At 71.6% G+C, this 22,718-nt stretch carries 22 protein-coding genes and 1 pseudogene; 6 read left to right on the forward strand and 17 right to left on the reverse strand.

Annotated elements, in window-relative coordinates; all coding sequences use genetic code 11:
- Positions 1-72: 72 nt before the first annotated feature.
- Entirely contained in the window at positions 73-336 is a 264-nt protein-coding gene (locus tag JIN95_RS00105) for a helix-turn-helix domain-containing protein (protein WP_200530163.1), read from the reverse strand.
- Positions 337-476: 140 nt separating this feature from the next.
- Here JIN95_RS00105 and JIN95_RS00110 point away from each other — a divergent pair, with 140 nt between their 5' ends.
- A complete protein-coding gene (locus tag JIN95_RS00110) occupies positions 477-1,694 on the forward strand; it encodes a proteasome-activating nucleotidase (protein WP_095635535.1) in 1,218 nt (405 codons plus the stop codon).
- 90 nt (positions 1,695-1,784) lie between these two features.
- Here the strand turns inward: JIN95_RS00110 and JIN95_RS00115 are convergent, their stop codons facing one another.
- The 12 genes from JIN95_RS00115 to JIN95_RS00170 form a co-directional block, all read right to left on the reverse strand.
- Positions 1,785-1,931 carry a hypothetical protein gene (locus JIN95_RS00115; protein ID WP_198951480.1) on the reverse strand — a complete coding sequence of 49 codons (147 nt, stop codon included), beginning with the start codon at positions 1,929-1,931 and terminating at the stop codon, positions 1,785-1,787.
- Between the two features lie 98 nt (positions 1,932-2,029).
- On the reverse strand, positions 2,030-3,205 hold the full coding sequence (locus JIN95_RS00120; RefSeq protein ID WP_200530164.1) for a DHHA1 domain-containing protein: 1,176 nt from the start codon (positions 3,203-3,205) through the stop codon (positions 2,030-2,032).
- A 105-nt stretch (positions 3,206-3,310) separates the two neighbouring features.
- Positions 3,311-4,228, reverse strand: a complete 918-nt coding sequence (locus JIN95_RS00125; protein ID WP_200530165.1) for an NAD-dependent epimerase/dehydratase family protein — start codon at positions 4,226-4,228, stop codon at positions 3,311-3,313.
- Entirely contained in the window at positions 4,225-4,674 is a 450-nt protein-coding gene (locus JIN95_RS00130) for a DUF5791 family protein (protein ID WP_095635532.1), read from the reverse strand. The genes JIN95_RS00125 and JIN95_RS00130 overlap by 4 nt, the downstream gene beginning before the upstream one ends.
- Before the next feature lie 42 nt (positions 4,675-4,716).
- Entirely contained in the window at positions 4,717-8,073 is a 3,357-nt protein-coding gene (locus JIN95_RS00135) for a hypothetical protein (RefSeq protein ID WP_200530166.1), read from the reverse strand.
- The gene (locus JIN95_RS00140; protein ID WP_200530167.1) at positions 8,067-8,795 is read right to left on the reverse strand and encodes a hypothetical protein; all 729 of its coding nucleotides are present in this window, start codon (positions 8,793-8,795) and stop codon (positions 8,067-8,069) included. The genes JIN95_RS00135 and JIN95_RS00140 overlap by 7 nt, the downstream gene beginning before the upstream one ends.
- Complete coding sequence (locus JIN95_RS00145; protein WP_200530168.1) at positions 8,792-9,226, reverse strand: hypothetical protein; 435 nt, start codon at positions 9,224-9,226, stop codon at positions 8,792-8,794. The genes JIN95_RS00140 and JIN95_RS00145 overlap by 4 nt, the downstream gene beginning before the upstream one ends.
- On the reverse strand, positions 9,207-9,695 hold the full coding sequence (locus JIN95_RS00150; RefSeq protein ID WP_095635528.1) for a hypothetical protein: 489 nt from the start codon (positions 9,693-9,695) through the stop codon (positions 9,207-9,209). The genes JIN95_RS00145 and JIN95_RS00150 overlap by 20 nt, the downstream gene beginning before the upstream one ends.
- 70 nt (positions 9,696-9,765) lie before the next feature.
- Positions 9,766-11,583, reverse strand: coding sequence for a type II secretion system protein (locus JIN95_RS00155; RefSeq protein WP_200530169.1), 1,818 nt, complete (start codon positions 11,581-11,583; stop codon positions 9,766-9,768).
- Positions 11,580-13,550 (reverse strand): ATPase, T2SS/T4P/T4SS family, encoded by a 1,971-nt coding sequence (locus JIN95_RS00160; RefSeq protein WP_200530170.1) that lies wholly within the window; start codon positions 13,548-13,550, stop codon positions 11,580-11,582. The genes JIN95_RS00155 and JIN95_RS00160 overlap by 4 nt, the downstream gene beginning before the upstream one ends.
- A 33-nt stretch (positions 13,551-13,583) precedes the next feature.
- A complete protein-coding gene (locus JIN95_RS00165; protein ID WP_200530171.1) occupies positions 13,584-14,054 on the reverse strand; it encodes a hypothetical protein in 471 nt (156 codons plus the stop codon).
- 27 nt (positions 14,055-14,081) lie between these two features.
- On the reverse strand, positions 14,082-14,945 hold the full coding sequence (locus tag JIN95_RS00170; RefSeq protein ID WP_200530172.1) for a hypothetical protein: 864 nt from the start codon (positions 14,943-14,945) through the stop codon (positions 14,082-14,084).
- Between the two features lie 76 nt (positions 14,946-15,021).
- On the opposite strand from JIN95_RS00170, the gene JIN95_RS00175 reads away from it, so the two are divergent.
- Positions 15,022-16,101, forward strand: a complete 1,080-nt coding sequence (locus JIN95_RS00175) for a tubulin/FtsZ family protein (RefSeq protein ID WP_200530173.1) — start codon at positions 15,022-15,024, stop codon at positions 16,099-16,101.
- Between the two features lie 102 nt (positions 16,102-16,203).
- Positions 16,204-16,902: a phosphoglycerol geranylgeranyltransferase gene (locus JIN95_RS00180; RefSeq protein WP_095635522.1), complete on the forward strand. Its 699-nt coding sequence runs from the start codon at positions 16,204-16,206 to the stop codon at positions 16,900-16,902.
- Between the two features lie 69 nt (positions 16,903-16,971).
- On the opposite strand, the gene JIN95_RS00185 is transcribed toward JIN95_RS00180, so the two are convergent.
- From JIN95_RS00185 to JIN95_RS00195, 3 genes and pseudogenes are all read right to left on the reverse strand, one after another.
- Positions 16,972-17,202: a hypothetical protein gene (locus JIN95_RS00185; protein ID WP_095635521.1), complete on the reverse strand. Its 231-nt coding sequence runs from the start codon at positions 17,200-17,202 to the stop codon at positions 16,972-16,974.
- 72 nt (positions 17,203-17,274) lie between these two features.
- The gene (locus JIN95_RS00190; RefSeq protein WP_200530174.1) at positions 17,275-19,236 is read right to left on the reverse strand and encodes a type II secretion system F family protein; all 1,962 of its coding nucleotides are present in this window, start codon (positions 19,234-19,236) and stop codon (positions 17,275-17,277) included.
- A pseudogene (locus JIN95_RS00195) lies at positions 19,233-19,820 on the reverse strand (secretion system protein); the annotation flags it as partial. The pseudogene JIN95_RS00195 and the gene JIN95_RS00190, both read right to left, overlap by 4 nt.
- Positions 19,821-19,869: 49 nt before the next feature.
- On the opposite strand from JIN95_RS00195, the gene JIN95_RS00200 reads away from it, so the two are divergent.
- From JIN95_RS00200 to JIN95_RS00210, 3 genes are read left to right on the forward strand one after another with little or no spacing between them, the layout of a single operon-like run.
- Complete coding sequence (locus JIN95_RS00200) at positions 19,870-20,307, forward strand: hypothetical protein (protein WP_200530175.1); 438 nt, start codon at positions 19,870-19,872, stop codon at positions 20,305-20,307.
- Complete coding sequence (locus JIN95_RS00205; protein WP_200530176.1) at positions 20,307-20,756, forward strand: hypothetical protein; 450 nt, start codon at positions 20,307-20,309, stop codon at positions 20,754-20,756. The genes JIN95_RS00200 and JIN95_RS00205 overlap by 1 nt, the downstream gene beginning before the upstream one ends.
- Positions 20,749-21,843: a tyrosine-type recombinase/integrase gene (locus JIN95_RS00210; RefSeq protein ID WP_200530177.1), complete on the forward strand. Its 1,095-nt coding sequence runs from the start codon at positions 20,749-20,751 to the stop codon at positions 21,841-21,843. Before JIN95_RS00205 ends, JIN95_RS00210 begins: the two co-directional genes overlap by 8 nt.
- Positions 21,844-21,856: 13 nt before the next feature.
- Here the strand turns inward: JIN95_RS00210 and JIN95_RS00215 are convergent, their stop codons facing one another.
- On the reverse strand, positions 21,857-22,639 hold the full coding sequence (locus tag JIN95_RS00215) for a hypothetical protein (protein ID WP_200530178.1): 783 nt from the start codon (positions 22,637-22,639) through the stop codon (positions 21,857-21,859).
- Positions 22,640-22,718: the final 79 nt, after the last annotated feature.

The raw sequence follows: 22,718 nt of genomic DNA on the forward strand, positions 1-22,718 counted from the left end.
CGCTATCGCTGATAAGCGGTGGCTCCGCGGAGGGAGAGAAACGAGGGGGACGTGACGGCTTCGGCCCGGAGTCTACACCGAGAGGGTGTACAGCCGCTTCCGAGCGTCGGCGAAGGAGAACCGGGAGTCGACGACGTCCTCTTCCTCCAGCCGCGAGAGCGCGTACCGGACGGTCCGGGGCGGGAGCAGGGTCTCCTCGGCCAGCTCGCTCTGCGTGAGCGTGTCGTTGTAGTCGAGGACCTTCGCGACGAGCTTCGCGCTCGGCGGCAGGTCTCGGACGGCGCTCCAGCGATCCATGATGTCCTCGTCGGCGGTGACGGCGTCGGTGGCACTCATGCGTGGTTCCTCCTTATTCATGCCGTTAGATAATATTTACTATCCTGTTTTATTACTACTAGGCATCAAGTAGACGCATGCACCCCGGTATCTCTCCCCCACCCGAAACCTCTTACCCGCGAGACGCTTTATTACGCACAATGACAGACACCGTCGACGACGTCGAGCTGCCCTACGACGAGGGGTCGGCGTCGAGACAGGAGAAGATCGAGTCTCTCCAGGAAGAGCTCGACGAGCTCGAGTCCCAAAACGAGGAGATGCGCGACAAGCTCCTCGACGCGAACGCCGAGAACAACAAGTACCAGCAGAAGCTCGAACGGCTCACCCACGAGAACAAGAAGCTGAAGCAGTCCCCGCTGTTCGTGGCGACGGTCCAGGAGATCACGCCCGACGGCGCCGTCATCAAACAGCACGGGAACAACCAGGAGGCGCTCACGGAGATCACCGCCGAGATGCGCGAGAAGCTCGACCCGGACGACCGGGTCGCGGTGAACAACTCGCTGTCCGTCGTCAAGAAGCTGGAGAAGGAGACGGACGTGCGCGCCCGCGTGATGCAGGTCGAGCACTCCCCCGACGTCACGTACGCCGACATCGGCGGGCTCGAAGACCAGATGCAGGAGGTCCGCGAGACCGTCGAGATGCCGCTCGAACACCCCGACATGTTCGAGGACGTGGGCATCCAGCCGCCGAGCGGCGTCCTGCTGTACGGGCCGCCGGGCACCGGGAAGACGATGCTCGCGAAGGCGGTCGCCAACGAGACGGACGCCACCTTCATCAAGATGGCCGGCTCCGAGCTCGTCCACAAGTTCATCGGCGAGGGCGCAAAGCTGGTCCGGGACCTGTTCGAGGTCGCGCGCGAGAACCAGCCCGCGGTCCTCTTCATCGACGAGATCGACGCGATCGCCTCGAAGCGGACGGACTCGAAGACCTCGGGCGACGCCGAGGTCCAGCGGACGATGATGCAGCTGCTCTCCGAGATGGACGGCTTCGACGAGCGCGGCGAGGTCCGGATCATCGCCGCGACCAACCGCTTCGACATGCTCGATCCCGCCATCCTCCGCCCGGGCCGCTTCGACCGCCTCATCGAGGTGCCCAAGCCGAACACCGAGGGCCGCGAGATCATCTTCCAGATCCACACCCGGAAGATGAACCTCGCGAGCGACATCGACTTCACCGAGCTCGCCGAGATGACCCCGGACGCCTCCGGCGCCGACATCAAGGCCATCTGCACGGAGGCCGGGATGTTCGCGATCCGCGACGACCGCACCGAGGTCACCCTCGACGACTTCCTCGGCGCCCACGAGAAGCTCCAGACGGATGACGAGTCCGGCGCCGACGACTCGCTGGCGTTCGCCTGACGCGGCCCGTCGTCGCCGACCTCCGAGTTACCGGGTTTTGATTTTCTGCGCGCTCGCCGGTCGTTCGAACTCGTCGCTAATCGCCAGTCACTACAGCGCTCGCAGCACCAGGTACGGCGCGACGAAGAGCAGTGCGAAGATCAGTCCGGTCGCGATCGCGTAGCCGACGCCGACGCCGGCGAGCGCGCGCCAGCCGTCGTCGGTGGGTAGGTTCCGGAGCGGGATGTCGGGGCTCATACCCGTGGCTTCGCCGCCGTCGACTTAACTTTCGGTGGCCGATCCGTCGGATCGCTCCCGTCCGATCGGCTGCCCGCCGGTTACACGTCGCCCGCCGGTCACACGTCGCCCGCCATCGCGCGGAACAGGTCGTCGGCGAGCGCGTCGCGGTCCACGCTCTCCGGTCCCTCCTCGCCGGTCGGGTCGATCGTCGGACCGATCGTCCCGCCCCCCATGCGCGAGTGGCCGCCGCCGTTGCCGTTGTCGCGGTCGGAGAGGACGGCGTCGATGGCGTTGCCCATGTGGACGCGGTCGTCCCGCGACCGACCGGAGAGGTGGATCGTCCCGTCGCGCTCCCCGATCACCACGACGGCGCTGACCCCCTCCAGCTGGATCAGCTCGTCGGCCGCTTGGGGGATCGCGTCGACGTTGTTCACGCCGCCCACGTCGGCCACCGCGAACGACCCCTCGACCCGACGGCCGGCGATGGCCCGCGCCTTCACCTCCAACACCTCCGCGTCGACCGCGGGGTTGGCGATCCGGTCGAGCCGGTCCTGGTCGACGCCGGGGTAGACGTACGCCGCGGCCGCGAAGTCGGGTTCGCTCGCGCCGACGGTGAGGTGTTTGGTGTCGGTGAGGATCCCGTACAAGAGCCCGGTCGCCGTGTCGGTCGGAAGCGTGAGGTCGCTGTCCGTCTCGCTCGCGTGCTTGTCCGGTGGGACCGGCGTGGCGTCGTTCTGCTGGAAGTACTCCGCGACCACCGAGGCGGTCGCGCCGTAGTCGGTCCGCACGTCGGTGAACGCCTCCCCGGCGCCGTCGCCGGGGTGGTGGTCGATGACCGCAAGCGGGAGCACGCCGTCGGCGCCGGCGAACCCCCGCGGCTCGTTGTGGTCGACGAGCACGACCGACTCGGCGGCCAGATCCGTCACGTGTTCGATCGGGTCCAGCTCCAGGTCGAGCACCGTGCGGAACGCCCGGTTCTCCTGGTGGCGGATCTGCCCCGGGTACTGGACCGTCGCCTCGACGTCGAGCTGCTCCGCGAGCGAGGCGACGCCGAGCGCCGCCGACATCGCGTCCGGGTCCGGGTTCGGGTGCATCAACACCGCGATCTCGTCGCGGTCGGCCAGCAGCCGTCGGAACCTGACGCCGGGCGTCCTGCGCGCGCGGAACAGCACGTACGCGCCGACGGCCGCGACCAGCGCGACGATCGCGGCCACGACGGCGAGCTCCGGATTCTCCCGGGCCAGCGCCTCGGCCTGCGAGAGCCGGTCGTCGGCCACGCTCAGGGACCACATACGTGCCGGTCGACTCGCTCCCGGTACATCAAGGTTCGTTACCGTTCCGTCCCGGCGACAACGACGCGTCGGACGGCCCCCGACCGATCGCGGCCGGCGATGACCTCACTCGCTCGCCGCCCGAAACGCCCGCACCGCGTCGCCGTATCCCTCGCGGAAGGTCGGGTAGGCGAACGCGTAGCCGAGCGTCCGCAGGCGGTCATTCGAGCAGCGCTTGCTGGTCCGGATCCGGCGTTCGGCCGCCGCGGAGAGGTCGCCGGCCGCGATCCGGTCGGCCTTCGACCGCTTCTCCGGACGCGGCACGCCGCATGCGTCGGCCAGCCAGTCGGCGAACGCGTGCTTATCGACCGGCTCGTCGTCAACGACGAGAACGGCCTCGCTGCGGGCGCGGTCGGCTTCGAGGAGGTACCGCACCGCCCCGGCGGCGTCGTCGCGGTGGACCATGTTGAGATAGCCGGCCGTGACCGGGCCCGCCAGGTAGCGGTCGAGTCGGTAGCGATCCGGGCCGTACAGCCCTGCGAAGCGCGCGACCGTCCCGTCGATCCCGAACTCCGCCGCCGTCTCCAGCGCGGTCCGCTCCGCCTCGGCGAGGACGCGGGTCTTCTCGGTCGTGGGCTCGATCGGCGTCTCCTCGTCGACCCACGCGCCGTCGTGGTCGCCGTACACGCCCGTCGACGAGGTGTAGACGAGCCTGTCCGGCGTCGCCGTCCGCGAGCCGTACGCCTCGATCACGTTCCGGAGCCCGTCGACGTACACCTCGCGGGCGGCCGCGGCGCCGCGGCCGCCGGAGCTGGCCGCGAACACGACCGCGTCCGCGTCGGGGAGCGCGTCGAGCGACGCCGGCTCCGTCGCGTCCGCGCGGACCGCGTCCACCTTGCCGTCAGAGATCCCTTCCCCGACCGACTCGATCGCGTCCAGTCCCGCGTCGGACCGCCGCACTCCCGTCACGTCGTGGCCGCGCTCGGCGAGCTGGCGGGCGAGTTCGAGGCCGACGTAACCGCAGCCGACGACGACGACCCTCATGGTTTCCGCCGCTCGATGACCGCCATGATCTCCGCGAGCTGGCCGAGCGTCATCGGCGCGCGCCCCTCCAGGGCCTGCTGGACCTCCTGTCCCGTGAGGTCCGCGTCGATCGCGGCGGCGATCGCGTCGACGTCGAGCACCGCGGTCGCCATCCCCATCAGCAGGTGGTCGCGGACCTCGGCGACGACGGCGTCGCCGCCGCGGTCGGTCGGGACGGCGACGATCGCGGCCCCGTCCTCGAGCCGGATCCCCGCTGCGTTGCCGTCGGCGACGGCGTCGAGGACGGCGCCGTCGACCCCGGTCTCCTCGGTGATCCGATCTCGTCCGACCTCGGCGAGCGCCTCGCTCACCAGCGCGTCGAACGACGCCAGCAGCGCCGCCGCGGTCACCTCGTCCGCGTCGCGTTCGGCTCCCGTCGCGCCGTCGGCGACGACCTCGTGAAACATGGTCGCCCTCGGTCGCGGCGTCTCAAAACGGCTGCGGTCGGGTCACGATTCTCGACACTCGCCCTCGCCGCCCGCGGTCGCTTCCCCCATCGCACCGGGGCACGGCCAGCCGCCGGACCGCTCGTCGCGGGTCCCGTCCACGTCGCCGACGCCGGGCGGTCCGGCCGGGACCGCGACGGCGACCACCGTCTCGGTCTCGAACGCCACCGGTTCGGTCTCGCCCAGCCGCACCGTCTCCCCGCCGACGCCGACGGTCACGTCGCCCTCGCTCCGGACGTACGCGAAGCGCTCTCCGGGCGCGCCGATGTCGGCCCGTAGCGCGAACCGCGGATACTCCCCCCGGACCTGCACGCGCCAGGCGTTCACCGTCGTCACCCAGTACCCCGGCACGGGCGCGACCGGGAGCCCCGCGCCGACCGTCCGGGCGGGCTTCAGCGACCACTTCTCGCCCAGCTCCTCGACCGCCTTCTCGCTCGCTCTCCCGGCGGCCTTCTCGCCCGCCCGCGCCGCCTCCCTCTCGATCGCCTTCTCCATCCGGTCTCTGAGCAGCACTCGCGCGCCGCTCGTCGTCTCGTCGACGAACCGGGTCGGAACCCGTACCGCGTCCCGCCCGGCCGCCGACCGGGTCGCGACGCGCAGGTTCGCGGCGAGCGCCTCCTCGGTCGCCCGCGACAGCGACCCGACGGCCGCGGCCTCGGCGGCGACTCGATCGGGATAGGACCCGTTCCCGACGGCGACCGCGCGTTCGCCGGTCGAGCCGTAGCTCGCGGCGGCCTCGTCGAGCGCCCTGCGTCGCTCGTCGCGCGACAGCGAAGTCCGGACGCGGAGCGTCGATCGGAGCTCCCGGTCGACCTCGTCCAGCGATCCACTCACCTGTCGGGCGAGCGCGTCTCGGTCCGCCCGCAGGTCCGGATCGTCGCCGGCCCCCAGCGCGTCGTTCGCCACCAGGAGCGACCGACCGGCGGTGCCGACCCGCACCGTGTCTTCGGTGCCGAGGATCCGATCGACGACGCCGCTGGACACCTCGCCGTACGGCACGGTGACGTAGTTCACGTTCCGGACCGCGAGCGGGCGGGTCGTCGTTCCGTCCACCCCGTCGACGGTCTCGCCGTCGACGGTCGTCCGCGGGAGGTACCCCGGGGAGCCGTTCGGCGCGAACGTCACTTCGCCGCCGGGGCCGTCCTCGCCGACCGCGTACGTCCCGGAGTCGCGAGCGGCCTCGCGACTGGCGAGCGCGTCGCCCACGTCTGGCCCGTCGAACGCGCCGTTCACGCGGTCGAGGAATCCGTCGGTCGCGCGCTCACGGTCGTCTGCGGCCCCTTCGAGTTCGTCGATCACGGCGTCGAGGTACGCGGCACGGGCGGCGGTGCCGGCCCGATCGACGGCACCGTCGTACGTCCGCGGTGCGTCGACGAGTTCCGCGCGCCGATCGCGGATCGCGTCCGCGAGGTCGACGTACGGTTCCGCCTCGCCGACTGCGGCATCCTCCATCGACGCCTCGGTCTCGATGTCGCGCACGTCGCTCGCGAGCGCGGCCACGTCGGCCGCGACGGCGTCTCGATCGCCGGACGAGCGGGACCCCACGACGGTCGTCGACTCGCGAACGTCGCCGCCGCCGACCGCGTCCGCGGCGATCCGGTCGACGCCGCCCTCGGTGTCGACGCCCAGATCGCTCCGAGCGGCCGGCGGCGCGTCGCGCAGGTCGGGGCCGTCGGCCGCGTCGCCCGCGCCGAACGTCGCGGCGGCTCGGTCGGGCGCCTCGTCGGTCGGCGCGTGCTCCCCCGACACCGACAGCCGCACCCGGTAGCGGTCGGTCACTGCGTCGCGCGTGGTCGTCCGGAGGACCCGTTCGTCGACGACGCTCCCGTTCGGCCCCCGCTCGACGAACACCCGCTCCCACTCCGCGACCGCGACGCGCTCGACGGTCGCCTCGCGTGTCGCGCCGCCGAACGAGACGCGCTCACCGGGATCGACCGTCCCGGACGGAACGCCCTCAGGCACGCCGGACCCGCTGACGACCGGTGACCGCTCCGTCCGCGTCAGGTCGACGCGCTCCCAGTCGCCGGTGGTGGTGAACTCCGAAGGAGCGGGCGTCGGGGGCGTCGGGCGCCCGCCGTCGTGGATCCGCGTCGTCGAGGTCTCGACGCTCGCCTCGACTCGGTACGCGTCCTCGAGGATCGCGTCCAGATCGTCGTAGACGCGCGTCGCTCCCTCGTCGGCCGCACGGCCGATCGGGACCGGCGTTTGCTCCTCCGTCGGGCCCTCGTCTCGGAACGCGGCGTCCTCGCTCGGTCGGCCGCCCGGACCGTTTCTTTCGTCCGGACTGTCTCTTTCGTCCGGACCATCCCTTTCGTCCGGACCATCCCTTTCGTCCGGACCATCCCTTTCGTCCGGGCCGTCCGTCTCCCCCGGCGTCGGCGCGTCGAGCACGGCCTTCGTCCACGACCCCTCGTCGACACCGGTCGGTTCGAGCAGGTCCGTGGCTCCGGTCCGCGCCGTCGCGCGTGCCACTCCGCCGCGCGCGTTCGGGTCGCTCGCGCCGAACACGTCCCGCTGCGTCCGGACGATCCCCGCGTTGGTCGACAGCTCCACGTGGCGGTTCGCGAGGACGTTCTCGACCGGTGCGCCGGCGTACTGGGCGTACCCCCGTGCCCACGTCATCGGGTAGAGGCTCGCGGTGAGCTGGCGGCCCAGCCCCGGTCCCTCGGTCGGTCCCCGACCGAGCCGGTCCTCGAACCGCTCCGTCCGCTCGTGCGCCGCGAGCGTCGGCACGGCCACCACCACCGTCCGGTCCTCCGTTCGCTCCACGACCGTGCGTCCGTTCCGCGTCGCGGTCGTGTCCACCCCCTCGAACGTCACGCGCGTCGCCGTTCCGTTCGCGGCGGGCTCGACGCGGACCCGGTCGCGCGCCGCCGCCAGCTCGCTCGGGTCGTCCACCGCCGGGAGCGACGCCGTCGCCGTCACGCCGCCGACATCGGCGTCGACGGCCGACAGCGCTTCGGCGCCGGCGATGGCGAGTCGGATCCGGAACGCGTCTTCGAAGGCGGACTCGTCTCTGACCGCGGTCGCGGCGTGTCCGCCTCCCGGATCGCTGGCCGTCTCGGTCGGTGCCCGCGTCACCGGCTCCGCGGCGGCGTCGTGCGCCGCCCGACGCGCCGCGGCCCTGAGCGCGGCGGTCGAATCGGCGTCAACCCGCTCGACGGCGCGCTCCACGCTCCGGTCTTCGCCGACGAGCCCCTGATCGGCGATCCCCGCGGCGTACGTCGAACTCGTCACCAGCAGGAGCACGCCGATCAGCGCGAACGGGACCCGAGCGCGCTCGTCGACGGTGAAGGATCGACACCGCGATCCGCAGTCTGGCGCGGCTCCGGTCGGCGACCGGTCTCGCACGCTCACCACCTCCTGACCACGATCCTGACCGTTCCGGTCGAATCCGAGCCGTTCGGCCCCGGATGCGTGATCACGGCGACGGTGACGTCGGCGCCCCGCGGCGGCTCGCTCCCGACGGCGATCGGCTCCGGGGGCTCGGCCCCGGTCCCCCGCCCCTCCGCTTCGGAGCTCTCGTCGCCGTCGTCCTCCCGACCGAGCCGCCACGGAACGCCAGTGCCGGCCGCTCCGGCCGGATCTCGACCGATTCCGTCCGAACCGACCTCCCACGCTCCGGGTCCGGCCGGCAGCGCGGATTCGTTCGGATTCCGGCGCGGCGCTCCGGCCGCGGCGTCCGACGGGAGTTCCTCCGCTCCGCCGCCGCTCTCATTCGCGTCCCGATTCGGCTCCCGGACCTCCGCGTCGATCCGCGTCCGCGGTCCGATACCGCGTTCGACGGCCGCCAGCGTTTCGGACTCGAACGCTGCTCTCGCGGCGTGTCCCTCACCGTCCCGTCCGCCTCCGGCCGCTACCAGTCCCAACAGCTCGGCGCGGGTCGCGTGGACCGTCCGGGTCCCGTTCGGCGCCTCGGTCGACGCGTACGTCACCGTCACCGTCTCCGTCGCGACCAGATCGGCGACCTCGGCGGCCTCGGTTCCCGCCGCCGCGCGGTCGTCACCGGCCGCACCGAGCGCGACGACGCTCGCTGAGACGCAGAGGAGCAGCACCGTCACGTCGAGCACGGTGCTAGTCACCGGGCCACCACCGCCCGAAGCGTTCCGCGGACGTTCCGTCCCGGCCCGACCTTGACCGTCACCGGGCGCTCGGCGACCGCGACCGCGTCTCGGGCGCTCGCCGCCTCCGGCGCGCCGTCGCCGGACCGGACCGCCCACCGCTCGCCGTCGGCCTCGATCGCGACGGTCGCGCCGGACCGGGGCGCGTCGAGGCTTCCCAGCCGCTCCGGATCGACGACGCCGCCCGTCGTCACCGCCGGCTCGACCCGATCGAGCGTCGCTTCGGCGATCGGGCGCTCCCGGTCCGGCGCCGCGTCGTCGAGCGCGGCCGCGTACAGCCCGAGCGCCGCGCCGACGGCGAGCACGGCGACGAGGGCGGCGATCGGCTCGACCGCCGCGCGGCTCTCGCTCCCCTCGCCGCGGAGGAACTCCTCACCCGACGAGCGTGACATGGACCCCTCCGTAGTGAACGCGTCTCACCGTCAGCCGATCCGGCGCCGGGCGCCACTCGCGGTCTCCCGACCGGGCGCGCTCGGCGGCGGCTTCGAACGTCTCGGGATCGTCGAACGCCGCGTCCGCCGGAACCCCGCCGAGCACTCGGCGGAGCCCGCCGGCGTCGGCGGTCCCGCCCCGAGGGGTCGGCACGGGAGTTATCCGCGGCGCTCGGAGCGCCGCCCGCGCGGTTCCGCCGCCGCCGTCGAGCGCGACCGATCGGCTCGTGAGGCGAATGCGGTCCGCGGCCAGTCCGTGCTCCGCCGTCGCGGGATGCTCGCCGTCGGCGACCGAGTCGATCGTGTGGGCGACGCCGCTCGCGTCCGGCGGTGGAGAGGCCGGGAGCGCGGCGGCGACGCCGACGGTCGCGACGCTCACCAGCGCCAGGCCGAGCCACGCGTACGTGGCGTCGAGGTGGGTCTCGAACACGGGGCGGCTGGCCGCGGCTTCGCACTTAAAGGATCGCCCCGAGAGACGGTCGGAGATCCCCCTCGCCTCGCTACAGCAGCGCTCCCGCACCGAGGAACGCGACGAGGTAGGTCGCGGTCGCAGTGGGGAGCGCGATCCCGACCCGATAGGCGACGAGCGTCCGGTCGAACCCGCGTTCGAGGCCGGTCGCCAACGCGGTGAGCAGCGCCGCGAGGATCAGCACGTACGCGCCGACGATCCGGCCGAGCACCGGTATCGAGAGCGCTCCGCCGGCCGATCCCGATGACGATTCCGTGGCTGTTCCGGCGGTCCCGGCGCTGGAAGCGCCGGTGTCGCCGACACCGCCGACGCCGAGCGCGTCCGCACCGGCGGTCGCTCCGGCGCCGAGCCCCCCGGCGTCGACCGCGTCGATGCCGGTGGCGAGCGCGACCGTCGCCCCGCCGACGAGCGGCGCGAACACCGCCGCGGTGTTCGTCAGCGTCCCCGTCACGGTCGCGAGCTGTCGCCGCGCGTCGCCCTCGAGCTCGCGGAGGTCCTCCAGCTGGTCGGCGAGCTCGAGCAGCACGTCGCCCGCCGGCCGCCCCTCTCGCGCGGCGACGGAGAGCAGCGCGACGGCGCCTCGCACCCGCGGCGACGGCACCGGAACCGCCGGACCGCCACGCCCGAGGAACGCCTCGCGGACGCCGACGCGGAGCGTGTCGCTCCGGCGCCCGGCGAGTTCGAACAGCTCCCCGGTGGCGCCGTCGAGCCGCTCGCCGGCGTTCGCGATCGCCGTCTCGACGGCGACGCCCTCGGCCACGTCGCCGCCGATCACCGTCATCGCATCGGGAAGGGTGCGCTCGACGTCGCGGACGTTCGACAGCACGGCTCTGCGGTGTCGGACGGCGACGAGCAGCGCGACGCCGGCGCCGACTCCGATTCCCGCGACCGGCGCGGCCCACCCGGCGACGAACCGCGCCGCGACGGCGGCGGCGACGGCCCCGGTCCCCAGTCCGGCGCCTGCGGCGTGAACTCTCCGCTCCGGAACATTCGGGTGGTCTCCGTCGATGTTCGGCGGCGCGAACGCGACCGGACGGCGGGAGAGCAGCCACGCCGACGCCGCGAGCAACCCCGCCGGGAGCACCCCGAGGTACAGCGCCGCGACGACGCCGGGACCGATCGGGACACCGGCCGCGGCGGCCGCCGGCAGGAGGGCGATGAGCGCGAGCGGAAGCAGTACCCCGAAGGCGTACAGCGCCGAGACGGGACCGCGGACCTCGCCGACGAAGGCGGCGAGCCGGTCGGTCGTTCCGGCGATCGTCGCATCGAGCGCGCGGTCCAGACACCGTCCCCGGCGTTCCGGCGGCGCCGACGCCGCCGTTCGGACGAGCGCCGCCGCCCGGTCGATCGCCGGGAACCACGGCCGCCACTCGCGGGCGAACTCCCGGAGGCCGCTGGTCGGCCCGTCGGCGTTCGCCCGCTCGCGCCGCGCGAGGCCGTCGGCGAGGGGCCCGTCGCCGGTCCGCGCGGCGAACCGGACGGCCCGTTCCGTCGAGGGGTCCAACCGCATCCGCAACACCAGCCGGCCGACGAGTCCGGGCGCGGCCCCGAGGGCCCGAGTCCGCCGGAGCGAGGCGAGCCACACCGGTCCCCGATGGGCGGCGTGCGTGGCGCCCAGCCCGCCGGCCAGTCCGAACAGCACCCCTGGAACGGGTCCGGCGACGAACGCGGCGACGACGGCGCAGGCGAGGCCGACGCCCACGCCGACCCGGTATCCCGCTTCGATAACACGAGAGGCCGTCGCGTCCCAGCCGAGGAACGCGATCGCGCGCCGGAGCTCGTCCGACCCTTCATCGTCCGCGGTGCCGCCTCGCGGCGTCCCGCCGACATCCCCGTCCGGACCCGTCATCGGTCGGCACCGCCGAAGCCGTCGTTCCCCAGTCGACCGTCGCTCGTCTGCGAATCGCCGCCGTCGCAGTCGACGTAGCGCTCCGGCGAGATTCGACCGGATCTCGCGGCCGCAGCAATTCGCCTCCCGCGCCGATCGATGGCTTCGCGGACGGACGCGTACGCCTCACCGGTCTCCGCGAGCGACTCGACGAGCCGACTCTCGCCGCGGTCGATCCGCCCCGTGGGGACCAACCCGGACCCGGTCCGCTCGAACAGCGGCTCGAACGAGGACCCGCCGTCGTGCCCGACGACCTCGGCGATCGTCTCGACGCGGTGCTCGTCGAGCACGGCGATCAGGTCCGTCGCGGCGAACGAGGACGGAGAGACGCCGAGATCGCTGACGACACGCTCCCGGACCGCGTCGGGGTCCTCGCCGTGGATCGTCCCGAGGACTGCCTCGCCCGCCGCGCCGACGCGCATCGCCTCGTACAGCGCCGCCGCCTCCTCGCCGCGGACCTCCCCGACGACGATCGCGCCGCCGCCGAGCCGGAGCGCGGTCCGGACCGCCTCGCTCGGCGACGGCTCCGCGCCGTCGCCCACGCGGAGCCGCTGGACGTCTCGCCCGGCTTCGGTCACCGCCTCGGCCGGCAGCTCCGGCGTGTCCTCGATCAGGATCGAGCGCGTCTCGGCCGGTAGCTCCCAGAGGAGCGAGCCGAGCGCCGTCGTCTTCCCCGCGCCGCGGCCGCCGGCGACGAGCCCGGTCACGCCCCGCTCGACGGCCACCGAGAGGAGCCCGGCGGCCGCCGGCGTGATCGTCCCGACGTCCGCGAGCCGCGCGAGGGTCCACGCGTCCGGATCGCCGCGGCGGAACGTAAAGGAGAGGCCGTCGCTGGCGGGGGCGGTCGTCGCGGCGACCCGAACGCGACCGGCTTCGGCCTCGATCGTCGCGTCGAGCGTCGGGCTCGCGCGGGAGAATCCCCGTCCGCTCGTCCGTCGGAGCCGCGACGCGAGCGTGGCCGCGCCTTCGGGCGGCAGCCTGACGTTCGTGCGACAGCGCTCCCCGTCGACGACGACCCGGAGCGGGTTCTCCGCCACGGGCGCCGACAGCGTCGCGTCGCTCACGCGGTCGTCCGCGAACACGTGTTCGAGCGCGCCGTACCCGCGGGTGTGTCGGCGGAGCACGTCGACCAGCGTCGAGACGGGGTCGCCCGCCGCGGCCACCGATCGCACCGCCCGCCCCGGCGCCCTGTCCCCGCCGGTCGGATCGTCGAGCAGCCGGTCTTTGGCCGCGGCGAGCCGCTCGACGGCCTCGTCGTCGAGCCGCGTCGACGGAGGCGTGAGGTGGTACGTCCGCAGCGGTCCCGCCCCCTCGTACAGCCGCACCGTCGCGCCGGTGTCGACCTCCCACCGGTCGACGAGGGCCGCGCCCGGCGGCGGTGACGACGCGACGCGCGTGGCCGCGATCGTCGGCCCGGCGTGCGCTCGGAGCACCTCGCCGGTCTCTCCCGCGTTCGCGACGGCCTCGGACAGCCCGGTCTCCACGGCGATCCGCTTCGGCGGTCCCTCGCGGCCGCCGGCCTCTCGCGCCGCCGCGATCGGCTCTCGGGTCACGCGGTCCGCGAGTCGCGTCTCGTGGAACTCGACCTGTTCGCGGAACCGCCCGGCGGCTATCAGACACGCGGCGGCCCGCCCGGCGTAGGTCCGCTCTCGGCCCGCGTGGCGGGTCCGGACCACGTCGGCGTCGCGCTCCGTCAGCGCCTCCACGACCGTCGCGAGACAGGGGGGACTCGCAGCGAGGTCCCCGCGCCCGGGGCAGTCGCCGGCGTCGACCGCGAGGACCACGCGGTCGTCGACGCCGGTGCCGACCGGCTCTCTGAACGACGGGTCACACCGGCAGTCGCCGGCGTCGCCGTCGACCCACGGGAGCGAGCGCAGCGCCGCGTCGTCGGCCCCGAGCGACGACAGCGAGGGGAGATCGAAGCTCATGGCGGGCGTGGCCGCGGTATCGCATATAAACCCTCACCCGACCCGCGAGACCTCGACGGTCGGGCCGCCGTCGTCGACGAGACGGAGCTCCAGACGGCTCTCGCCGCGCGTCCGGAGCTCGATCGGCCCGTCGACGACCTCGACGGTCGCGGCCGTCGCCCCGGGAGCGATCGGGACGGTTCGGTCGCGGCCGCCGGCGATTCGGTACCGGAGCGCGGCGCCGGACGCGTTTTCGGAGCGTTCCGGCTCGACGAGCGCGAGCCGGTCGATCCGCGCGGCCGTGACCCCGCTCGGCGCGTGGATCGTCACGGTCGTTCGCGCGGCGAGCGAGGGGTCCGACACGCTCATCGACCCGGCTGCGAGCCCGCCGATCGCGCGCTCGACGCGCTCGGACTCGGTCCCGAGCCGCTCGTCGGTCGTCGCGGCGCGGGCGTCCTCCAGCGCCGGCATCGAGGCCGCGAGGAGCGCGACGGCGACGAGGACCGTGAGGACGACGCGGATCACGCCTCGTCCCCCGTGACACGGCGTCGGTTACAGCGAGTCACGGAGCCGATCCAGCGCGCCGGCGCGCCACGAGCCGTCGGCGTTCTCGCCGTCCGCTCTCGAACCGTCCCTCTCAGAATGGTCGACCGCCGATCCGGACGGCGGCTCCGCGCCGTTCCCTCGGCGCCGATCCGCCGGAACCGCGGCGTCGAGGTCGGCCTCGCTCGGCACGCCGGCGTCGGGCGAACCGCCGGCGGTCGCGCCGCCAACCGGATCTTCGCCCGCGGACCCGCCGTCTCTCGCTTTCGGCTCGCCGTTCCTTGCCGTCGTCCCACCGTTCCCGGTCGCGTCGGCGTTCTCGGTCGCCTTCGCGAGCGCGAGGTCGGCGCGGCGCTCGACCGCCTCGTTCACCGACCGGATCGATCCGACGTACCCCCTGATCGCCTGGGTCGCCGCCTCCAGCTCCTCGACCCGCGCTTCGAGGTCGTCGAGCCGCGTCGACAGCGCCTCGCGCTCCGCGCTCGCGCTCGCTTCGTCGCCGAGGTCGGCGACGGCGTCGTCGGTTCCGGTCAGCGCCCGCTCGACCGCGCGGAGTCGCGCTTCGACTCGGTCGTCGCTCTGGCCGACGTTCGGAGCGGGCCCCCGTTCGCCGCTTCGTTCGGTGTTCGAGGAGGTCCTCCGTTCGGCGTCCGGCTCGGCGTTCGCGTCTTCGGTCGACGTTCCGTTCCGATCGGTTACGGTCGAACGCCCCGTCCCCGACCCCGTCGGTTCGGTCGTTCCGGCGGTTCCGGCTGGCGAGCGGCCGGCCCGCCCGAACGGGGATGCCTCTCCCGGGCTGCCGTCGCTCGTCCTCTCGATCGGCTCCCCGCCGCCGGCGAACGGTCGGTCGCGGTCGCGAGTGTCGTCGGTCACGCGGCCGAGTGCCCCCGGTTCCGCACTTAAACCTCGGGGGAAAAGGTATTACCACCGGATCGGTTATCTAACGATCATGAAAGCGGTCCTCCTCGGCGTCGGACAGGCGGGCGGGAAGCTCACGACCGCGCTCGCCGAGTTCGACGCCGACGCCGGCTACGGTGCGGTGCTCGACGCGCTCGCGGTGAACACCGCGTCGGCGGACTTAGAGCCCCTCCCGCTCGACACGGTCCTCGTCGGACAGTCTCGGGTGAACGGCCACGGCGTCGGCGGCGACAACGAGCTCGGCGCCGAGGTGATGGAAGAGGACGCCGTCGAGGTGTTGGACGCGCTCGCGTCGAAGATAACCGCCGACGCGGAGGCGATCTTCGTGGTCGCGGGGCTCGGCGGCGGCACCGGCTCCGGCGGGGCGCCGATCCTCGTCCGCGAGCTGAGCCGCGTGTACGACGTGCCCGTGTACGCGCTCGGGGTCCTCCCCGGCCGCGACGAGGGGGCGATGTATCAGGTGAACGCCGGCCGCTCGCTGAAGACGCTCGTCCGCGAGGCCGACGCGACGGTCCTGCTCGATAACGACGCGTGGCGCTCCTCCGGCGAGTCGGTCGAGGGCGGCTACGCGGCGATCAACGCCTCGATGGCCAAGCGGGTCGGCCTCCTGCTCGCGGCCGGCGAGTCGGTGGAGGGGGTCGCCGAGTCGGTCGTCGACACGAGCGAGGTGATCAACACGCTGCGCGCCGGCGGGATGGCCGCGGTCGGGTTCGCGTCCGCGCCCGCCGCGGAAGACCCCGAGGAGAACGTCACGACCGTGATGAGCACGGTTCGGAGCGCGGTGATGACTGGGATGTCGCTCCCGAACGCGACCGAGGCGGACGCGGCCCTCGTCGCCATCGCGGGCGACCCCGACCGGATCTCCCGGAAGGGCGCGGAGAAGGCGCGCGAGTGGCTGCAGGAGGAGACCGGCTCGATGCAGGTGCGCGGCGGGGACTTCCCGCTGGACTCCGAGCGGGTCGCGGCGCTCGTCCTCCTCGGCGGCGTCGAGCGCTCGCGCCGCGTCGAGGAGTTCCTCGAACGCGCGCGGCAGGCGGTCCGGGACGAACCGGAGGAGCAGCCCGACCCCGCCGACGCGTTCCAGAACGACGAGATCGACGACCTGCTGTAGGCGCCGAGACCGACGACCTGCTGTAGGCGCCGTCTCCGCGGCCCGGGCGCCGGCGAGACAGGTTCCGCACCTTTTTGGTTCCCGCCGGTGGAGTCGCTTCCGATGAACAACCCGTGGGACGACTGGGACCACGTCCTGAAGGTCGACCCCGACAAGGAGCTGTACGGGGACGACACCTTCGAGGACGTCTGCCGGACCGGAACCGACGCGATCGAGATCGGCGGGACCCTCGACGTCACCGCGGAGAAGATGACCCGCGTCGTCGACGCCGCCGCCGAGTACGACGTGCCGCTCTACCAGGAGCCGTCGAACCCGGGCGTCGTCATCGACTCGCCCGCCCTCGACGGCTACCTGATCCCGACCGTGTTCAACGCCGGCGGCCCGTTCTGGATCACCGGCGCGCACAAGGAGTGGGTCCGCATCGACGACCTCGACTGGGGCCGGACGCACACCGAGGCGTACATCGTGATGAACCCCGATGCGTCGGTCGCCCAGCTGACCGAGGCCGACTGCGACCTCAGCGCCGACGACGTGGGGGCCTACGCGAAGGTGGCGGAGCGCATGTTCGGTCAGGAGATCGTCTACGTCGAGTACTCCGGCACCTTCGGCGACACGGAGAAGGTCGCCGCCGCCCACGACGCGCTCGACGAGGCCACCCTCTTCTACGGCGGCGGGATCCACGGCTACGAGTCGGCCAACGAGATGGCCGCGCACAGCGACGTGATCGTCGTCGGCGACCTGCTCCACGACGAGGGCGTCGACGCGGTCCGCGAGACGGTGAAGGGCGCGAAGGACGCCTGATTCGCGGAACGCGGCCGACCGACCGCTTGCGGCCGCTTCTCTCTGTCTCGTAATTCTCTCCGCTCTCGCCTACTCGGTGAGCGGGAGGAAGACCCCGAAGACGAACGGCGTGACGAGCGCGATCGCGGTGCCGAGGAACTCCAGATCGAGGAGGAGCTGCTCCTCCCAGCCGGGCACTTGCGCGCCCGTCATGTGGATGTACGCCTCGCCGACGGCCCCGATCAGGAACAGCCCGAGTCCGAGCAGGACGCCGCGTTTCGTGATCGTCGGGTAGTCTAGGTTGCCGTACCGACCAGCCATGGACGACGGTTTCGCCGAGAATCTGATAAGGATTGCTGTTCGGGGGTTCCGGACCGGCGTTGAAGGCTCCCCCTACGCCAGCCCGCCGACGGTAAACACCGCGTAGCAGATCGCCACGAGCAGCCCGGAGTGGAACAGCGCGGCGTAGCGCCCCCGGGAGGCGGTGCCGGCGAACCACCCCGACGCGAGCATCGTCGCCTGCGTGACGGCGTACAGCCGGAACCGTTCGAGGTCGGGGAGCACGGTCTCCGGCTCGGTCACGAGGTCGGTGGCGCCCGCGAGGGAGGCGAGCCGCGCGGCGTCGATCACCTGCGTGTTGACGACGGCGACGACCGCCGCGACCAGCGCGGCCGCCGCCCAGCCGACCGCGACGTACGGGTGCATCGACGAGCGGAGCGCGCGCTGCTCGCTGTAGAGCCGCCCCACCTCGATCCGGAGCGTCTCGAAGACGGCGTCGGCGTCGTTCCCGGCGTTGAGCGCGTCGGTGACGAGCCCGAGCGTCCCTTCTGCCAGCGGGGTCCCGACCCGGTCGACGAACCGGTCGATCGCGGCGGCGCGAACGTCCGCCGCGCCCTCGGTCTCTCCGCCGGACCGCTCCGCCGCCGTCGTCGACCGGAGCGCGAACGCGAGGTCGGCCACGTCGTCGTCGAGGACGCCGAGGTCCGCGTCGCGCGCGACCGCCTCGACCGCCGCGGGGAAGGGCCGCCCCTGCGCGACGTGGCCCGAGACGGCGTGGACGAAGTCGGCCAGCTCGCGGTCCTTCGCGTCGTCGATCCGCGTGCGCCTCCCCGCGACGGCGCCGACGGGCACCGCGAACGCCGCGTACGAGAGGAGCCCCACGTTGACGAGGGTGTACCCCGCGAGCGCGAGCCCGGCGGCGAGCGCCGCCGCTGGGGGCGCGCAGACGACCGCGGCGCTCGCCGGGTTGCGCCCGGTGGAGGCGACGATTCCGCGGGGCGTCGCCGGCAGGTCGTAGCTCGCGCGCTGGCTCGGCGGCCGGAGCGTGCCGACCGCGACGGCGCCGGCGAGGCCGATGGCGACGAGGAAGGCGACGGCGCCGTAGAGCACGACCGCCCGCGTCGGCACCACGCCGACCGGGGTGTCGACCGGCGGGAGGAGCTCGGGGACGACGACCGTGAGCGCGGTCGCCGCGATGACGAGCAGCGCCGGCAACACCAGCACGGCGACGAACAGTTCCGTGAGCAGCTCCAAGAACCGTCTCGCGCGCTTCCGAGCCCGGTCCTGCCGGTGGGCCAACATGCGGCGCTCGGTCCGGAGGTACTCCGCGAGCGCCGCGTCGCCGGTCGCCGCGTGCTTGCGGAACTTCAGCAGGAACGGCGCGAGCAGCTCCCGCGAGGGCGTGTCGCGGGCGACCCGGCGCAGCCCCTCGTCGAGGCTCCCGGCGAGTTGCGCCGCGTTTATCGCCTTCCGCAGCGAGGCGGCGGTGCCGCCGTACGCGTCGTTCGCGGCGGCCTTCTCGACCATCTCGCGGGGGCCGTCGCTCCCGGCCGCGAGCAGTTCGAGGTAGCGGACCGCGGGCGGGAGGGTGCGCTCGATGTCGGTCCGCCGCGTCGCCGTGAGCCAGCGGAGATGGAGCCCCCCGAGCCGCACCGTCGCGCGCTTCGCGAGGAATCCGGTGACCCCGGCGACGACGACCGCGACGCGGTCGGCCGACAGCGACGCGATCGGGACCGGCGAGCGCGCGCCGATTCGGGCGTCGGCCGCCGCGAGGAGTCCCGGAAGGACCGAGGCGGCAACGAGCAGCGCGGGGACGATGACGGCGACGCAGACGACCCACGAGAGCCCGTACACCCGCGACAGGTGCGTCTCGAATCCTGTGTCGAGCGCGGTGCCGCGGTACCGCTTCCGGTCGGCGTCGTGCCGGCGGTCGCCGGCGTGGCGCGCGAACAGGGCGTACAGCACGCGGTCGACCACCGAAGAGCCGCCGGCCCGCGTGAACCCGTCGGCCTCGGCCGCGTCGAGGGCGCGGCGGCCGCCGGGCGCGTCGCCCCCCGTCCGGGCGTCTCCGCTCACGGCCGCCCCTCCCCGTCCGCCGTGCGGGCGGCGCGCTCGACGGTCGCCGCCTCGTCGGTCCGGAGGTCCGCGAGGAACTCGAACAGCGCGTCGAAGTCGTCGACTCCCTCGCGGACGAGGTACTCGACGTATCGGCGCTTGGACGCGAACTCGGCCTCGACGGCGTCGACGTCGCGGTCGGTGTTGTCCGCGACGCGGGCGAGCGCGTGGAGGCGGCGCCCGTCACCGGCCACGGCCGGCGCGTCGCTCCCGGGAGCGCCCGGGAACCGGAACTCGCCGTCGGCGTCCCGCCACGCGACGGTGTTGTAGTACACCGCCTCTGATCCCTTGTCGACGACGCCGGCGCCGCCGTGTTTGGGGTTCCCCGTCGGGCTGCGTTTCGCCTCCGGGTCGAGGGCCTCGTACTCCGCCTCGGAGAGCAGCTCGGCCGCCCGCGAGACGTAGCGCTCGCCGTCGACCTGCCGCGGGAAGACGACCAGGTCGACCTCGCGGAGGAGGTACGCGGGGAGCCCCCGCTCGATCACGCGGTTGACGAGCGCCTCCACGTCCTCGGCGTGGGTGGTCCCGATCACGCCGTGGCCCGTGTAAAGCACTAATCTATTAGTACCTACATGAGAACGTGTGCGTAGGGAAATGGGCGACACCGAAACACAGGCGGCTATGACCTACCCCACTGTCGACCAGTACGAACAGTGGAAGGCCGACGCCGCCGACATGGACATGTCTGTGTCCGAATGGATACAGGCGATGGTTGAAGCGGGGCGGAAGAAGTTCGACGCCTCGATCGAACCGGACGAATCGGCTCAGGAACTCCGGGAGCAACGGAACGACCTGAAAGCCGAGCTGGAACACACCCGCGCCCGCGTGGAGGAACTCGAAACGCAACTCCACCGGAGTGAGCGCGAGAAGATCAAACAGTACGTGGAGGACAACCCCGGCGCGACGATCGGGGAGATCGGCCAAGAGTTAGCCGACACGATCCCCGAGCGCTTGGACGCGCACCTCGACGCGCTCGAAGGCGTCGCCGTGACCGTCGACGGTGAAGCGTGCTACCCCGTGGAGGATAGCTAATGGCGAGCGCACGGACGCCCCACGACCGGCTTGGTGTGTTCAAGGACCTGTCGGACGTTCCCGAGCGGCGTCGCTTAGAACGCTTTTCGAGCGCGTACACCGACCGCGACGTGTGGGGAGAGTACCGCGCGACGGTCGAATTGGGCGACCGGATGGGTGAAGAGTGGGCGCGGTTCGCCCGTCGCTGGAAAGACCACACTACCGACCGCGGGCGGCACCACGCGCTCGCGCGCCCGAGCGACGTGGAGACGTGGTCGGGCTGGCTGTTAGACCAGTTCTCCCGCGATCGGGCGTACCAACACTGGAACGTTATCGAGGGGTTCTACGCGTGGCTCATGTGGCATACCGAGCACCGGCACAGTTACAACCCGTTCCACATGGCCGCGGCCGACACCGAGAGTAGCGCGTACACGATCTGGACCCGGAAAATCGAGAAAGCAAATGACTGACACCGACGCACGGCAGGAACTCGCACAGGCGTTCAACCGAAACCTCGATCCGCTCGCGGAGTTCGCCGACACCTTCGAGACGACCGATATCGATCCGTTCGGCGTGTACGCGGACGAACGGCTCGCGACCAAGGACCTCGCCGACGCCACGATCGGGGAGTACCACCGATCGTTTCGGGAGTGGCGTACCTACATGAGTCGGGTGGATCGACACCCGGCGTGTCCGAACGAGGACCACGTGAAGGGGTTCATCGAGTACCTGAGTGCGGAGCGTGAGAACGCGGCGTCGACGATCAAAAACCGGCTCATGTACCTGAACAACGCGTACAAGTATTGGCAAGACGACGCCGCCTTTCCCCACCCGACCGATTACAACCCGTTCGACTTGGCGAAAGACGCGGTGAACCTCCAAGGGGAGAAGCCGAAGGAACCCCCGCGGTTGACCGTGGCTGAACTCCGGGACGAACTCCGTGATATCACCCACATCCGGGACCGCGCACTTGTGCTTATTCAGTTGAAGCTCGGGCTGCGAGCGACGGAAGTCTGTAACATCAAACTGAGCGAACTCCACATCAAGCACCCGGACCTACAGGACCACTACGACGAACTCGGGAGTTCCACCAAACTACAGGGGCGGGAGAACGCGATCTATATCCCCCACGATCGCGACGGTAACAAGTCGCGCCGGCCGCGGTTGCTCCCGCTCGACGACGAACTCCGGGCGGCGCTGGTCCGGTACTTGTTGATCCGTCCGGACACCGGCGAGCCGTGGCTGTTCCTCTCCAAGAACGCCCGCACACAGCTCCGGAAGAACGATATCAATAAAGTCTGGAAGGCGGCGTTCCACCCGAAGTACGCCGAGACGGACGAACACCGTGCCGTGACTTCGCACTTCGGGCGACACTACTTCACGACTTTCTGGCGCGTGGAGAAGGACCTGAACCGCGAGAAGATCAAGTATATGCGCGGCGACACCGCGGGATCGTCGACGATCGAGGACCGCGGCGCGATCGACGAGTACATCCACACATACTTTGAGGATATCGAGAATATCTACCGAGAAGAGATTTACAAGCTGAACGTGTGAGGGCCGTCGTCGCTCATTCCATCGTTTCCTGAAGCCAATTCTGAAGATCCTCTCCAGTAATATCGGTGTTCCTTCGCAGCGTGTGAAGTTGGTCCATCGTAAGAGAACGATCGCCGTTCTCATATCGCCGTTCAAGTTCGTCGATATCGGGATCGTCGCTCGGAGTTTCCACCGGTTCTGTCTCGATTGTTAGCTCGAAGTTGGTGACGCGCTCACCGCGCTGTTCTGCGACTTGTTCCACGGCCTCCCGGAGCATCGTTTCAAAGTGGAAGTGGATCCTCGGCTGTGGGTTGGTGTATTCCTCCGGGAAGTATTCCTTCACAACCCCCTCCCCGTAACTTTCCTCCGCGCGTTCGATATCCTCTTCGGTCGGTAGGGTTGCGGCGTCTGTCTGTGTGATAACGGGGCTTGCGTCGGTGATCGCGGCGTACAAGAACCCGAGCCACGACTGAGCACCCATCTGGATTTCTTGAGTGAGTCGGAGTTTCTCAGGGTCTAATTCACGAAGGCCGTCCCAGTTGTCTCTCTCGCCACGCTGCGTGTGTGCCTCAATAAGCGACTGCTGGTCCCCGTGGCCGTCGTTCAGTGGTTCAAAGATGTTCTTTCGCCCGTTCTCCCCGATGTGCTGGAAGTACACACCGTCGATCAACCCATCGCGGATTCTGTCGCGCATACGGTTCCGAAACTGCCGTTCGTGCGCCGGCGATTTTTCGCCGGTCAAGAAGTCACGCTGCGTGTTCGTGAGGATTGACGCGCTCCGATCGCCGTCGACCAGTTCCGCATGAGGTATCTTCATAGATAATGTGTTACGGTCGGAGCGACTTATAGGTTGTTACCCTTATTGGAGTTATGAGCGCGACAGAATACACGACGAT

It is taken from the genome of Halorubrum sp. LN27 (assembly GCF_016635065.1).
Lineage (GTDB): Archaea > Halobacteriota > Halobacteria > Halobacteriales > Haloferacaceae > Halorubrum > Halorubrum salipaludis.